The organism is Pseudodesulfovibrio sp. 5S69 (genome assembly GCF_037094465.1).
In the GTDB taxonomy this organism is placed as follows: domain Bacteria; phylum Desulfobacterota; class Desulfovibrionia; order Desulfovibrionales; family Desulfovibrionaceae; genus Pseudodesulfovibrio; species Pseudodesulfovibrio methanolicus.
Map to the genome: position 1 here is coordinate 2,515,256 of NZ_CP146609.1, position 14,533 is coordinate 2,529,788.

13 protein-coding genes, 1 tRNA gene and 1 other RNA gene are annotated in these 14,533 nt (G+C 59.2%); 10 read left to right on the top strand and 5 right to left on the bottom strand.

The window, feature by feature from the left end:
- Window positions 1-266 precede the first annotated feature (266 nt).
- Window positions 267-652: a transfer-messenger RNA gene (gene ssrA / locus V8V93_RS11945) on the bottom strand.
- Window positions 653-1,087: 435 nt separating this feature from the next.
- Between ssrA and V8V93_RS11950 the strand changes: the two genes are divergently transcribed.
- From V8V93_RS11950 to V8V93_RS11960, 3 genes are all read left to right on the top strand, one after another.
- Window positions 1,088-1,921, top strand: a complete 834-nt coding sequence (locus V8V93_RS11950) for an AraC family transcriptional regulator (RefSeq protein WP_338666823.1) — start codon at window positions 1,088-1,090, stop codon at window positions 1,919-1,921.
- Window positions 1,922-1,928: 7 nt separating this feature from the next.
- On the top strand, window positions 1,929-2,534 hold the full coding sequence (locus V8V93_RS11955; RefSeq protein ID WP_338666824.1) for a LysE family translocator: 606 nt from the start codon (window positions 1,929-1,931) through the stop codon (window positions 2,532-2,534).
- Between the two features lie 240 nt (window positions 2,535-2,774).
- Window positions 2,775-3,173, top strand: a complete 399-nt coding sequence (locus tag V8V93_RS11960) for a desulfoferrodoxin family protein (RefSeq protein ID WP_338666825.1) — start codon at window positions 2,775-2,777, stop codon at window positions 3,171-3,173.
- A 151-nt stretch (window positions 3,174-3,324) separates the two neighbouring features.
- Here the strand turns inward: V8V93_RS11960 and V8V93_RS11965 are convergent, their stop codons facing one another.
- Complete coding sequence (locus V8V93_RS11965) at window positions 3,325-4,194, bottom strand: THxN family PEP-CTERM protein (protein WP_338666826.1); 870 nt, start codon at window positions 4,192-4,194, stop codon at window positions 3,325-3,327.
- A gap of 537 nt (window positions 4,195-4,731) precedes the next feature.
- Here V8V93_RS11965 and V8V93_RS11970 point away from each other — a divergent pair.
- A complete protein-coding gene (locus tag V8V93_RS11970) occupies window positions 4,732-6,663 on the top strand; it encodes a methyl-accepting chemotaxis protein (RefSeq protein ID WP_338666827.1) in 1,932 nt (643 codons plus the stop codon).
- Window positions 6,664-6,843: 180 nt separating this feature from the next.
- On the opposite strand, the gene V8V93_RS11975 is transcribed toward V8V93_RS11970, so the two are convergent.
- Both V8V93_RS11975 and V8V93_RS11980 read right to left on the bottom strand, forming a co-directional pair.
- Window positions 6,844-6,920: transfer RNA gene (locus V8V93_RS11975), tRNA-Met, on the bottom strand.
- A 93-nt stretch (window positions 6,921-7,013) separates the two neighbouring features.
- On the bottom strand, window positions 7,014-7,805 hold the full coding sequence (locus tag V8V93_RS11980) for an undecaprenyl-diphosphate phosphatase (protein ID WP_338666828.1): 792 nt from the start codon (window positions 7,803-7,805) through the stop codon (window positions 7,014-7,016).
- Window positions 7,806-7,939: 134 nt separating this feature from the next.
- Between V8V93_RS11980 and V8V93_RS11985 the strand changes: the two genes are divergently transcribed.
- Genes V8V93_RS11985 through V8V93_RS11995 form a run of 3 tightly spaced genes read left to right on the top strand, consistent with a single transcriptional unit; the run spans window position 7,940 to window position 10,437 of the window.
- The gene (locus tag V8V93_RS11985) at window positions 7,940-8,122 is read left to right on the top strand and encodes a hypothetical protein (protein ID WP_338666829.1); all 183 of its coding nucleotides are present in this window, start codon (window positions 7,940-7,942) and stop codon (window positions 8,120-8,122) included.
- A 9-nt stretch (window positions 8,123-8,131) separates the two neighbouring features.
- Window positions 8,132-9,307 (top strand): LPS export ABC transporter permease LptF, encoded by a 1,176-nt coding sequence (gene lptF, locus V8V93_RS11990; RefSeq protein WP_338666830.1) that lies wholly within the window; start codon window positions 8,132-8,134, stop codon window positions 9,305-9,307.
- Window positions 9,304-10,437, top strand: coding sequence for an LptF/LptG family permease (locus V8V93_RS11995; protein WP_338666831.1), 1,134 nt, complete (start codon window positions 9,304-9,306; stop codon window positions 10,435-10,437). Before lptF ends, V8V93_RS11995 begins: the two co-directional genes overlap by 4 nt.
- On the opposite strand, the gene yihA is transcribed toward V8V93_RS11995, so the two are convergent.
- Window positions 10,438-11,019, bottom strand: coding sequence for a ribosome biogenesis GTP-binding protein YihA/YsxC (gene yihA, locus V8V93_RS12000; RefSeq protein ID WP_338666832.1), 582 nt, complete (start codon window positions 11,017-11,019; stop codon window positions 10,438-10,440).
- A 112-nt stretch (window positions 11,020-11,131) separates the two neighbouring features.
- On the opposite strand from yihA, the gene V8V93_RS12005 reads away from it, so the two are divergent.
- From V8V93_RS12005 to V8V93_RS12015, 3 genes are all read left to right on the top strand, one after another.
- The gene (locus V8V93_RS12005; protein ID WP_338666833.1) at window positions 11,132-11,590 is read left to right on the top strand and encodes a type II 3-dehydroquinate dehydratase; all 459 of its coding nucleotides are present in this window, start codon (window positions 11,132-11,134) and stop codon (window positions 11,588-11,590) included.
- Window positions 11,591-11,642: 52 nt separating this feature from the next.
- Window positions 11,643-12,200: an elongation factor P gene (gene efp / locus V8V93_RS12010; RefSeq protein ID WP_338666834.1), complete on the top strand. Its 558-nt coding sequence runs from the start codon at window positions 11,643-11,645 to the stop codon at window positions 12,198-12,200.
- Window positions 12,201-12,287: 87 nt separating this feature from the next.
- Window positions 12,288-14,519 carry a DNA translocase FtsK gene (locus V8V93_RS12015; RefSeq protein WP_338666835.1) on the top strand — a complete coding sequence of 744 codons (2,232 nt, stop codon included), beginning with the start codon at window positions 12,288-12,290 and terminating at the stop codon, window positions 14,517-14,519.
- Window positions 14,520-14,533 lie beyond the last annotated feature (14 nt).

Here is a 14,533-nt window from a genome sequence, read left to right on the forward strand (position 1 = left end):
AGACAACCGCCCAAAATGGCAATCAGCCGCAAACCCTTATCAATCAGGGATGTAGCTTTCCGGACGAGCTTCGGACTTGGTCCGGAGAAAACAGAGAATCAGGGGCCAAACAGAGAAAGAAAGGCTGGAAGATGGGGAGAATCGATGGTGCGGAGAGGTGCTTCGGAAAGATGTGAAACAGGCGCAAACCCTTTAGAAACAAGGGGAAAAAGAAAACCCGTCACCCCGGAGAATGACCCCAGAGAGACGGGTTTGTCTTTTCTAAATGGTGGAGGCGGGGAGAGTCGAACTCCCGTCCGAGAACGATCCGCGAAAGCGTCTACAGGTTTAGGTCCGGATTAAGATTTCGTACGATGGCTTGCTCCGGGCCGGACGGCCATCGAACTAGATCCTTTGAGTGTTTCGCAGCTCCGGCAAGGAACGAACCTCGGCTTGCTAGCCCTATGATTTGACGATCCATCCCGCTTATAAGGCGTCGGCGGGTGAATCGTGACAAGCTGTGTTGTCAGGTGCAACTCTGCAATTAAGCAGCCATTGCGTAGTCGTAATTGTCGTTGGCAATTATTTTTGTGGTCGATTTTTACGAGGCCATCGACCAACCTCGACCTGCGGCTTCGGCTTCAACTATCCCCGTCGAAACCAGTGCGCCCCCATGTCAAAGAACCGTTCGAGACATGTCCTATATAAGTTCTGGTGACCGTTTGGCAACCAAAACCGGTGTTTTTTCCGAAAAGGGCATTCGAGCAACATTGTTTGAAAAAAGTTAATTTTATCGGATGAATGTATATAGTATAGAGAAAATCTAGATATACTCTAGAAAAAAACAGGCCGGTCTACGCATCCTTTGGGGTGGGGAAAAGGATCGTTTGTGAGTCCGGTGGGTTGGAATCCGGGGGGCAACCTGAGGAGTCTAGACTCCACCGGAGCAGAGAGGCGCGGGGCGCGGAGGGGGCTGCTTGACGGTTTCGGCTCAGTGGCTACTTCTCGGGTATTCCGGCCTCGATTCGCGGGCGCAAGGCAACTGCGCAATTTTGTCCAAGCCATGGGCGCGGGAGTGGGGTATCACGGATGGAACAGAGGGCAAGGGATGTCGACAGCCAAAGACAATACGTTTCAATTCGTCAACAGCGGGCGGGACCTGGGCGTGACCGTGCTCAACGCGGTCATGTGGGATTTCGCCTACGGCCGGCACGCCCATGAGGAAGTGGCCATGGGCGTGACCCTTGATGGTGTGCAGGAGTTCTCCTGCAAGGGGAAACGGTTCAGCAGCGTCCCCGGCGACATCATTCTGTTCAATCCCGGTGAGGCGCACAACGGCAACCCAGGCGGCGGGAACGCCCTGAAATACACTATGCTGTATCTCGACCCGGCCGTGTTCAACGGGCTCGCCCGGAGTGCGGCCGACAGCGACCAGGCGGAGCATCGCGCCGGGGAAGTCCATTTCTCGGACCCGGTCCTGCGCACCCTGATTTTGCGCACGGCACGGCTGGTGGCGGCCCCGAGGCGCAGCGGGCTTGAGATCGAGTCCTGCCTGTATGGCCTGGCCCGGCGGGTGACGAGCCGTATGGGCGTATACCGCCCGGACGGTTGGACCGACTCAAAGGATACGCTTTTGCTGCGAGCCCGGGACTATGTCCACGACAACATCGAGGACGACATCTCCATCGAGGATCTGAGCCGCGCCGTGCATCTGTCGAAATATCATTTCATCCGCCTGTTCCGGAGTCAGTTCGGGCTCACTCCGCACCAGTACATCATCAATTACCGCATCAACAGGGTTCGGGAGGAGCTCGCCGCCGGCGCGCCGTCCACGGACGTGGCCCAGCGGTTCGGCTTTTTCGACGTCAGCCACATGAACCGGCATTTCAAGCGCGCCTACGGCCTTACGCCCCGGCAGTACCAGATTCAACTTACCAAGTAGGGTTTCCATGCTCGGCATTATTCTGTTTTGCATCGGGGTCATGTATACCCCCGGTCCGGTGAATATACTCAGCCTGAACTGCGGTATGCAGCGCGGACCGGCCACGCACGTTCCGTTCTGTCTCGGCGTCGGAGCGGCGCTGGCCTTTTGGTTCACCCTGGTGGGCTACGCCGGGACTGCCGTGGTCGGCGGCGGCATGCTTCCGGTCATCGCCGGACTCGGAACGTGCTTCATCCTCTACCTCGGCTGGAAGGTGGTGACCTCTGACGTGAACCTGGTTCAGACCGAGGAACCCATGGCAGCCCTGGATTTCAAGGACGGTCTGCTTATGCAGTTGCTCAACCCCAAGGCGTTCATGGTGGTCCTGCCCGTGGCCACAATTCAGTTCCCGGCCGTCGGGATCGGGGGCGCGGCGGTGGCAGGGTGGTCCCTGGCCCTCGGCACTCTGAGCGTGGGCGCGCCCCTGTCCTATGCCGCCATCGGGGCGCTGGTCTCCAGGCGCATTGATAATGCGCGTTATTTCAAATGGCTGAACTACGCCATGGGAGCCATGCTTTTCCTCGTGGCCGGGGATATGGCCTACGAGCACGTCTATCTAGCACTTTTCGGCTGATGGCCTGCCGGGAAGGTCCGGTGTCTTGCGTAGCCGCCTGGCGCATCTGTTTTGGCCATCAAGGGAGCGCCCCTGGAGCCTTGCACGGTTTCAAGGGCTTTTTCCGTGGTGCGGGAGCAAGGAGGATTGGTCGCTAGCTCGCAAAACAGGAAGAAGGGCCATTTTTGTTCAGATAATTGGTTGCATGTCGGCCGGATGCTGTTAAGGTGGGGACAATAATCATTTCCACATGGAGGCATCATGAGCAACAGACGTGTTTTCCTTAAATCTGCCCTGGCCCTAGCTGCCGGGTTGTCCCTCGGTGTCCACAAGGCTTCGGCTGAAACCGGCCCGTTCCCTTCGAACATCGTCTACACTGCCGATGATCCAGGCATCTGGGCGAAAAAGGCCCCAATCCACCTGCCCCAGGTGAGCATGGAGGGCGGCAAGCTCACCGTGCAGACCAAGCACCCCATGAGCGAGGCCCATTTTATCGTCCGCCACACCGTGGTCGGCGCGGACGGCAAGGTCATCGGCGCCCAGGTCTTCACGCCCAAGGACAAGCCGATTTCCACTTACGATCTCCCGCCTAAGGGTGAATACTACGCCACGAGCTTCTGTAATCTGCACGATTTTTGGGTAACGAAGTTCACGGTCTAGTTCTGCATCAATGACAAAAAAGCCCGCACGCCTTGCCGTGCGGGCTTTTTTGTCCAGGGGAGGGGGGGGGCGGTCTTGGACGTCGTTGCCGCTCACGTAAAAAGCCCATGCATCGCTGCATGGGCTTTTGCGTTGTTCGGCGGTGTTGCGGCTACTGTCTGCGCATCCTTCTGCCGACAAAGGCCAGCGCCGTGAGGCCAAGGCCGAGGAAGGCGAACGTGGACGGTTCGGGGACGGGAGACGGGGTGCCGGTAATCGTCAGTTCCGAGCTGATGTAGGTATCTTCGTTTTCGGGAGTCGTCCAGCCGTACAAGGTCCCGGGGGAAGCGCTGTCCACAACATACCAGGTGTAGAACCAAAACGATTCCAAATGTCCTTCCGTGGAGACCACGCTTCCCGGCAGGTTTGCAAGATATCGCAGGACGGTGGTGGATCTATAGTCGTAATCGTCCAGGGACATGGTATCCAATTCTCCGAATCCGCTCAGGAAAGAGAAGGTGTAGTCATATCCTTCGTAGGAAAAAACCCCCGAAGCGGCGCTGGGATTCGTCAGGATGAATACGTCATTGTTGCGTTCATCCCCATTACTATAATTATTGCTCGTCTCAAAGAAAAGGAAATCAAGGTTCGTATTGAAGGTCATCACCGTGTCGGAAGTGGTGCCCTTGAGAGTCAGGGTTGCGGCCAATGTCCCGCCTTGAAGAAACGTGCTGTCGCCGTCAATAGGTTGGTTGTTGTGGTATAAATGATCCTGGATATCCGCAGTAGTATTGGTCGCCATGGTACCGGTTTTGTTTACGAAACCAATTGAGCTTGTCCCGTTGCGTCCCCAACCCAATTCGGTTCCGTCCGTGCTGAGCGTCAGGCCCGAGTCGCTCTCGGTGCTATATTGGTTCCAGTAATCGGCGAAGCTGTAGGAGAGGGAATAGGACCATTCGTTGACGAAGGCCGCGAATGCGGGCTGTGCAAGGAGAATGGTAAGACTGAGTGCTGCGAGCAGCTTGGTCGTTAACTTCCTCATCGTAATCCTCACGGTGTTATTGTGCAGTCATATTAAATGTAGCGATCAAGCAAATTATATTCCAATTCATATCGTAGGAGTTTTGTTTATGTTTCTTGAGGCGCAATCGTTGGCTGACGCGTCATTGTGTAAATCCTGCCGACAGTTTTGTCAGGTATAATTTACAGCGTTCGGGACTGGAGATCACTGTCGGAAGGCGGCCTGTCCCATGCTCCATGCCAATTTCAGCACACTTACTGAGGCCGAATCCGAGCGGGCCTTATTGAAGGCCGGAGGCAACTCGTCGACACGGATGGAGCCGAATGTGTCCAGGAACAGTACGAACAGAGCCCCCCTGAGACGATCAACTGAAGACCCATAGAGTCCCTCACAATTTTTCTCCCGTCAGGAAGGGGGGCGTCTGATCCCGGAAGTCGAGGTCTTCGCAGGAGGATTCCACGGTTCCGTCGAAGATTGTGTGCAAAAGGAAAATATAATTGCTTGCCGGACGTTGTGGGCTATTATTCAATCAACTATCCTGTAGGGGGAGGCATTGTCATGAAAATTCGGGCCAAGTTTATTTTATCGATCATCATTCCCGTTTTTGTGTCCGTAGTCGTCATTTCCAGTGTGGTTTCCCTGCAGGTGAGCGGCACCGTCACGGAACAGTTCAAGATGTCCTCGCAGGAGGAACTGCGCGTTGTGGATGGCTTTGTCTCGCAGTTGCTGAAGGGACCGGCCGAGGTCGCGAAATACGTCGCCTCACTGCCCGCCCTGACCGGGGGAATGGGGGAATGGACCCGTTATTTCGACCTTCCGGCCGGGGACAATCCCGTCCTGCATGACGGCATGAGCGCCAAGGAACGTTCTGCGTTCGACACCTTTGAGCGGCTGATGAAATCCCACCCTGATTTTGCCTATGTCTATGCCGGACTCGAGGACGGCGGCTATACCCAGTCCCCCAGCGAGAACATGGGCAACAAGTTCGATCCCAGAAAGCGGCCGTGGTATATCCAGGGCAAGCAGTCGCCCACGGAGGTGACGCTGCTCAGCGCCTACATTACCACTCAGGGCGTGCCGAACATCGGCGTCGTCGCCAAGGTCCACGACAGCTCTGGAAAGCTCGTGGGCATCGGGGCCGTGGACATGTCGCTGGCCAAGCTCACGGAAATTGCGGCCAACATCAACATCGGCAAGACCGGTTACATGATGATCGTCCAAAACGACGGAACCGTTCTGGCCGACCCCAGGCACAAGGACTTCGTTTTCAAGAAGATGGGCGAACTGGCCGGGGCCTATTCGACGTTGAACGAAACAAAGGGCGGCCTGGTCGAAGACCTCGACATCGACGGGGTGCCCATGTTCGGCAGCGTCTACGTCTCTCCGGACTCCGGCTGGAAGTACGTGGCGCTCATTGAACGTAAGGAGATCATGAGTGCATCCAACGCGGCCGTCCTCAACACCGCCGTCATCGGATTGGTCATCGCGGTCCTGTTCGCTCTGGGCGGCTGGCGGATCGCCAAGTCCATGACCGATCCCATCATCCGAAGCGGCAGCTTCACACGTCAGGTCGCCGGTGGTGACCTGACGGCTTCCATCTCCGTGTCCGGCAAGGATGAAGTGGCCGTTCTCGCCAAGGATCTTTCGGAAATGGGCACGGCCCTCCGGGGGGTGGTCGGCGATGTCCGATCGACGGTCGATGGCGTTGCCTCCGGCGCCGTGGAGCTGTCGGCCACGGCCGAAAGCCTGTCCCAGGCGGCCACCGAGCAGGCGGCCAACGTCGAGGAGATCGCTTCGTCCATGGAGCAGATGGTCAGCAACATCAGCCAGAACGCGGAGAATGCTCGCGAAACCGAGCACATTGCCCAGCGTTCTGCGACCGATGCGGAACGGGGTGGACAGTCGGTCGCCCAGACCGTGGAGGCCATGCGCGAGATCGCCGACAGAATCTCGGTCATCGAGGAGATCGCGCGGCAGACCAACCTCCTGGCCCTGAACGCGGCCATCGAGGCGGCCAGGGCGGGCGAGCACGGCAAGGGCTTCGCCGTTGTCGCGGCGGAGGTCAGAAAGCTGGCGGAACGCTCCGGCGTCGCTGCCGCGGAAATCAGCGACCTGTCCGCCACGAGCGTCCAGGTGGCCGAGGAGGCGGGCGAGATGCTGGGCAAGATGGTCCCGGACATCAAGCACACCGCGGAACTCATCCAGGAGATCACGGCCGCGAGCAACGAGCAGCAGTCCGGAGCGGAGGGCGTCAACACCGCCATTCATCAACTGGATCAGGTCATCCAGCAGATCGCCTCGGCCTCGGAGGAGATGTCGTCCACTTCGGAGGAATTGGCCAGTCAGGCCGAGCACCTCAAGAGCACGGTGGCCTACTTCAAGATCGACGGCGGCGGTTCTGGCCCGGCCTCCCGGGTAACCGTGCGCAAGACGACCCCCGCCCTCAATGCCGGGAGCGCGGGCGACGGCGACGGGTTCGACAGGTTTTGATTCATCCGACGCATACATGGCAGGTCGTCCTCGGCGTCGTGGACGGCCTGCCTTTTCGTTTGGGTGAGGAGCCAGCCTGGCGAGAACAAGCGACAAATGGCGAAGTGAGCGCCGCCCAGAAAAACGGAAAGAAGAAAGCCCGTAAAATCAAGCTGATTTTACGGGCTTTCGTTTCATTCGTGGTAGCGAGGAGAGGACTTGAACCTCCGACTCTGCGGATATGAGCCGCATGCTCTAACCAACTGAGCTACCTCGCCACGTTTGTTCCGCCGAAGCGGTCACAGTCTATAGACCGTCTTTCCGGGCTTGGCAAGTGTAAATTTCCGGTTCGGGCCAAAAAGAGGAACACATTACAAAAACAGGAGAATCAGTGCAGCCAGGAGAATGCGGTATACGGCGAAGGGGCGCAGGGTCAGGCGTCCGAGCAGGACGATGAACCCTTTGACCGCCAGCCAGGCCGCGATGAAGGAGACCACGAAGCCGATGAGCAGGAAGATCAGATCGCCGGTTTCGAACAGCGCGTAGTTCTTAAGGAAGTCGTAGCCGGTGGCGGCGAACATGATGGGCACGGCCGCGATGAAGGAGTATTCGGCGGCCACGGTTCGCTTGGCGCCCAGGAGCATGCCGCCCATAATGGTGGAGGCGGACCGGGAAAAGCCCGGCCACAGGGCCAGGCACTGAAACAGGCCGATGCCGAACGCCGTCTTCGGGGTGATCTCGTCCAAGGTCAGGGTGGTCTTCTCGAAATCCTTGGCCTCGACCACGAAGATGAGCACCGCGCCCACGGCCAGGGCCACGGCCACGGTGAAGGGTGAGAAGAGGTATTCCTTGATGTAGTGATGGGTCAGCAGGCCGAGCACGGACGCGGGCAGGGAGGTCAGGAACAGGAGCCACAGGCCGTACACGCCCGAGAACTTGCGCTCCTTGTCCGGGAAAACCAGGCCAACGAAGCGATCCCAATACAGGACCACCACGGCCAGGATGGCCCCGAGCTGGATGACGATCTCGAAGGTGTCGGCCTTGGGGCCGGTGAAGTCCAGGAGATGTCCGGCGATGATCAGGTGGCCGGTGCTCGAGATGGGCAGGAACTCGGTCAGGCCTTCGACAATGCCGAGAATGATCGCAACATACCAGGGTGCCATGTGATCCTCATGAACGGAATAGGGTTCGGACGCGCATTGTGCTAGGGTTTAGACCAACTAATGCCGTCTTGCAACCCCACGGAAGCTGGTGTATCTCCTTTCGCTGGAACCATGTTCAACCCCGGGAGCGATCCATGACAACCATAATGCCCCAGAGCGAATTGACCCGTAAGGCCGTGGCCTGGATCTGCGAATTGCGTGACAACGGAGACGGGAGAGGGCTCCCCGCGCTCATCGAAGAGGCCGGCGTGCGCTTCAATCTCGGCCCCAAAGACATGGAGTTTCTCCTGCGGTTCTTCAAGGAAAACAAGGGCTGATTCCATCCGGTGAAACTGCTTCAACGTCAGATTTTTCTGGAACTGCTCAAGCTGTTCGGCTTGACCGTGTCCTGCCTCCTGGGCCTTATCCTGGTGGGCAGAATGCTTCAGTTGCGTTCCCTGTTCCTCTCCCAGAACATCGGCATCTTGAACATCCTTCAGCTATTCTTCTTCCTGACGCCTTTTTTCCTGCTCCTGATCACGCCCATCGCGACCATGCTCAGCGTCTTCCTGACCTTCCTGCGCATGAGCACGGACAACGAACTGGTGGCCCTCAAGGCAAACGGGGTCAGCTTGTACCGCATGCTCCCCGCGCCCGTGCTCTTTTGCAGCCTGTGTACGCTGTTCGCCTTCTTCATCTCCTTCTGGGGGCTGGCCTGGGGCATGGACATGTTCAAGACCAAACTCTATTATTTTGCCAAGACCCATTCGAAGTTCGCCTTGCAACCGGGTGTGTTCAATAAGGAATTTCCTGGGATCACCTTCTACGCTCACCAGGTGGACAACGAGAAGGGCGAATTGAAGTTCGCCTTTGTCCGCGACGATTCCATCAAGGGCACCTCGGTGGTCGTGGTCGCCCCGGAGGCCGAGGTGGTCTCCAAGCCGCAGCAGGCAGAAATCCACGTGGTCTTCCACAACGGCCGCATCTTCCGGCAGAGCGGCGACGAACTGAATATCCTCAAGTTTGGCACGTATTCCATCAAGCTCGACCTGGGCAAGCTGTTGACCGGCTTCAATTTCGTGGAGCAAAAGGCTAAGGACATGCCGTTTTTCCGGCTCAGAGACATCCGCAAGGACCACGGCCTGATGCCGCATGAAGACGACCGCTTCTTCCGCAAGGTGGACACCGAGTTCTACAAGCGGCTGACCCTGCCGCTGGGCTGTTTCATCCTGGGCATGTTCGCCATCCCCATCGCTTCGGTCTTCCGCGGACTGAAGCAGCAGTACGGCCTGCTCCTGGCCATGGGCTTGTTCATGGTCTACTACACAATGTTCTCCATCGGCGTGAGTATGGGCGAATCGGGTACGATTCCGCCTGAATACGGCATGTGGGCTCCGGACATCCTGTTCGTGTTCGTGGCCCTGTTCGGCATGCGCTACGCCAACCTTGAGCGGACGCCCACGGTGGTCCACTGGCTGCTGCACCTGCGTTTGCCGGGACGAAAAGAGGAGGCCGGGGCGTGAAGGTCATCGGCGTCTTGAACCGGTACCTCATCCGGCAGAATCTCTATCTCATGGCCATCTGCCTGGCCGTGGGCACCAGCCTCTATTTGTTGTCCGACATCTTCGACCGGCTGGACGACTTCATCCGGGCCGGGTTGGGGGCGCAGACCATCCTGTTCTATTTCATTGTCAAGATCCCGCTCATCGTCTCGCAGCTCATGCCCGCGGTCTTTCTCCTGGCCATGGTCGTCCAGCTCGGCGTGCTCTCCCGATCCAGGGAGATGCTTGCCCTGCGCGCCGGGGGCGTGTCTTTTGCGTGGTTCATCCGCTTCTTCGTCGTCTATGCCTTGATCTGGAGTGCGGGGCAGCTGGTTTTTTCACAGTTTCTCGGGGTGTTCGGCGAGCAGGAGGCCAATCGCATTTGGAAGGAAGACGTCCGCAAGAAGCAACTGGACGAGTTGACCATCCACGACCTGTGGTTCCGGGACGGGCCGTTCATCGTCCTGGCCAAGGAGGCCCAGCCGAGCAAGAGCAGGGCGAGCGACATCACCGTCTACGAGTTCACCACGGACAATCAGGAGCTTATCCGCATCCTGACCGCCAAGAAGGCGCTCATCGACGACCACGGTTGGGGGCTTCTGGACGTGCATGAATTGGACACCCGGACATTCATCACCGTGGACCGGCCGTCCCAGTTTCTGTCGGTGCGCCAGAACCTCAGCGCCTACGCCGCCGTGGAACTCAAGGGCGACACCGCCCAACTGCCGCTACTCGAATTGTCCAAGGCCATAAAAAGGCTGCAGGAATCGGGCTCCAACGTGGAGATATTGCAGACCATCTGGCACAGCAAGCTGGCCTATGCCTTCTCCATGGTGGTCATGGCCCTGCTGGCCCTGATGTTGGTAACATTTTCGGAGAACGTCTACGCCAACATCGGCCTGTCGCTCATCCTCATATTTATTCAGTACGGGATGCACGTGGTCGGAGAGACCGCCGGGGAAAAGGGCGTGCTGCCGCCCATCATCGCGGCCTGGCTCGGCAACGGGATTGTGGGCTCGGTGGCCTGTCTGCGCCTGGCCTGGGTGGCCATGCCGGGGTTCAAGGCCGCGATCCGGACCGCGGTCCACGGTTTGATTCCAGGTCGGGCGTGATCACTGCCCTGCGTATTCGCCGAGCCTGTCCCACAGTTTCTCCTCGCCCTTGCCGGTTTTGCTTGAAAAGAGCACCGGCGCGCGATCCTGCTGGAGGATGTCCTGCCACTGCTTCTGGAGTTTGGCCAGCTCGCGTTGCTTGGGCTTGTCCGCCTTGGTCAGGATGGGAATGACCGGGATGCCGAGGCCGCGCACGTAACTGGTCAGCTCCAGGTCGATCTTCTGCGGGGAGAGCCGCGAGTCCAGGAGCACGGCCACGGCCTTGAGGCGCTGGTTGTCCTTCATGTAGGCCTCGATGAGCTTGGCCCACTTGAGCCGTTCCTGCTTGGAGCACTTGGCGTAACCGTAGCCGGGCAGGTCCACCAGGAAGTAGCCGTCCGGCTGCACGCGGTAGTAGTTGAGGCTGCGCGTCTTGCCGGGCTTGGAGCTGATCTTGGCCAGGGACTTGCGTCCGGCCAGCCGGTTGACCAGCGAGGACTTGCCCACGTTGGACCGGCCCGCCAGGGCGATCTGGGGCTCGTCAACATCCTCAAGCTGCTTGATTTCGTATATTGTTTTGACTAACTCGATGGTTCGGTTCATAAAGAGGTACCGTTTCGGCAATTGGTTTTCGAACGCCCCTAATGTTCTTTTTTTCGCGGGGCGCGTCAAGGAGAGCGGGGAATACACCATACCGCCGCACAAGGGAAGACGCATGGACAAGCTCAAAATTCTGATCATGAACGGCCCCAATCTCGGTCATATCGGTACCCGCCAGCCCGAGATCTACGGATCAAAGACCATGGACGACATGCCCGTGCTCCTTGCCCAGGTCATGGGCGGCAAGGGCGCGGAGGTCACGCTGGAGCATTTCCAGTCCAACTCCGAGGGCGCGCTCATCGACCGGCTGGAACAGGCCCGCGAACAGGGCGTGGACGGCGTGGTCTTCAATGCCGGTGCCTACACCCACACCTCGCTCGCCCTGGCCGACTGCCTGGCCTGGATCGGCATCCCCTGCGTGGAGGTGCACATCAGCAACATCTGGGCGCGCACGGACCAACCTCTGCGCCAGCAGTCCCTTATGGGCGAGAGGTGCGTCGGCGTGATTGCCGGATTCGGGATTCTGGGTTATGCCCTCGGTGTCCAGGCGCTGTACCAGCGGCTCCGGGGCTGATTCCACCTGAAAAATACCCGGGGAAATCCCGGAAACCATTTGGAGACAATATATGATTTCAACCAAGGATTTCAGGACCGGCCTGAAGATCGAGATTGACGGAAAGCCCTTCGAGATTATCGAGTTCCAGCACTTCAAGCCCGGCAAGGGCGGGGCCATGGTGCGCACCAAGCTGCGCCAGATGATGACCGGCCAGGTGCTGGACAAGACCTTCCGCTCCGGCGAAAAGGTCGACAAGCCGGACATGTCCGTGACCGAGATGCAGTACATCTTCCGGGACGGCGAAAATTTCGTGTTCATGGATCTCGAGACCTATGAGCAGATGCACGTGCCCGGCGACAATGTGGGCCCGCAGGGCGGCTTCATCAAAGAAGGCGACACCGTGAAGGTCCTCCTGTACAACGGCGAACTCATCGGCGTGGACCTGCCCGCCAACGTCAGCCTCAAGGTGGCCCAGACCGATCCCGGCATCCAGGGCGACCGCGTGTCCAATGCCACCAAGCCCGCCACCATGGAGACGGGCTTGAAGGTCAACGTCCCGCTGTTCATCAACGAGGGCGACGTCATCAAGGTCGACACCCGGAGCGGAGAGTACCTTGGTCGCGAATAAAGCGGACTTGCAACACCTTGTGTAAATTGCGTAAAAAAGGTCGTGGGCGGGTTGCCGTCCAGGACCTTTTTTATCAAGTGAGGCTCAATGGCGAGACGACGGAAAACCACGGTCAAGACGGAGAAAAGGAAAGGGCGCGGCAACGAGTTCATCGGGCTGTTCTTTCTCTTTCTTTCCGCTTTCCTTTTCTTAAGCATCCTTTCCTTCAGCCCCGGTGACCCGAGCTTCAACCAGGCCGTCACCGCCGGGCGGAAGGTCCAGAACGTGGTTGGCTACGCGGGGTCCTATTGTGCCGGCTTCCTGGTGGAAATGTTCGGCATGGGGGCCGTGTTCTGGCCCCTGTACTTTCTCTACCTCGGCCTGACCCGGTTCGTGGCCCGGCTGAAGCTCTCGCCCATACGCTGGCTGGGCATCATCGGCCTGGTCGTCGCCTTCGAGGCCTGGGCCATGCACCCGTGGTTCTTCACCGTGCCCGAGGACGCTTACGGCCTCATAGGTTCCGGCTTCTTCGGCCGGTCCATCATCACTAAATATACCATGCCGTATCTGCGGCCCGTGGGCACGTTCCTGCTCTGGCTGTTCGTGACCATCATCTCCCTGCAGGCCGTGGTCGGCTTCACTTGGGCCTCGGTCTGGGCCTTGCTGGTCCGTTGGTGGGGAATCTACAGAGAAGGTGCGATTTTGCGGGCTGAAAAGCGGGCCGAGCGCCGCGCTGCCAAGACCCTGGCCAAGGAACAGGAGCCGGAACCGGCCGAAGAGGACATGGGCCTCCAGTTCGTGGACCTCGATGCCGGTGAGGAAAACCGTCCGTCCAAGGCCCCCAAACCCAAGCCCGCCAAGCCCAAGCCCGCACCGGCCAAACCGGCCGCGGCCAAGGCCCCTGCGGGGCCGGGCGGGTTGCCCAGCACGGAGCTGCTCACCGCGCCGCCTGCCCAGAAGACCTCTCAGACACCGGCCGTGTTGCAGCCTCTGGCCGACCGGTTAAAGGAATGTCTGAATGATTTTAATGTCCAGGGTGAGATGCAGCGGGTGATTCCAGGTCCGGTGGTGACCATGTTTGAGTTCAAGCCCGCGCCCGGCATCAAGGTCTCCAAGATCGAGGGGCTGACCGACAACATCGCCTTGGCTCTGCGCGCGGAGTCCGTGCGCATCGAGGCCCCCATTCCGGGCAAGGACAGCGTGGGCGTCGAGATACCGAACATCGACCGGGAGATGGTCTATCTGCGCGAGATCCTGGAATCCAAGGAGTTCACCGGTTCCAAGTCTCCGTTGACCCTGGCGCTGGGCAAGGACATCCAGGGGGGCACCAAGGTGGCCGACCTGGCGCGTATGCCGCACCTGCTGGTGGCGGGCGCCACCGGCGCGGGCAAGTCCGTGGGCATCAACGGGTTCCTGCTCTCCCTGCTGTACAAGGCCGGGCCCGAGGACGTGAAGCTCCTCCTGGTGGACCCCAAGCGCATCGAGCTGGCCCCCTACGCGGACCTGCCGCATCTGGTTCATCCTGTGGTCACGGACATGAACATGGCCAAAAGCGCGCTGGAATGGGCGGTCTTCGAGATGGACTGCCGATACGAGAAGATGGCCCAGCTCGGCGTACGCAACATCGAGGGATACAATAAGAAGCTCGAAGAATTGGGCGACAATCTGCCCGAGGAATTCGAGCACATGAAGCACATGCCGTACCTGGTCATCATCATTGATGAGCTCGCCGACCTGATGATGACCGCGGCCAAGGAAGTAGAGCAGTGCATCGTGCGTCTGGCCCAGCTGGCCCGGGCCGCAGGCATTCACCTGATCCTGGCCACCCAGCGGCCGAGCGTGGACGTGGTCACCGGCCTGATCAAGGCCAACTTCCCCACCCGCATCTCCTTTTTCGTGACCTCCAAGTTCGATTCCCGAACCATCCTCGACGCCGTTGGCGCGGAGCGGCTGCTGGGCAAGGGCGACATGCTCTTCAAGCCGAGCGGCGGCAAGCTCAAGCGGATGCACGGTGCGTACGTGGACGAGACGGAAATTGCGCATGTGGTCGATTTCTGGAAGAACGCCGTGCCCCAGGAGTTCGACCTCGATTTCAGCGAATGGAGCCCCAACGCGGGCAACGACGCGGGCCCCGGCGGGGTCGGCAACTCGGGCGATCCGGTTTACGACGAAGCGGTACAGTTCGTGCTTTCCCAGGGCAAAGCGTCCATATCCCTGTTGCAGCGCAGGCTGCGCATCGGGTTCAATCGCGCGGCCCGGTTCATCGAACAGATGGAAATGGACGGCATCCTCGGCCCCCAGGAGGGGAGCAAGCCGCGCAAGGTCATCAAGCCGGAATAATTGGAGTAAGCAAT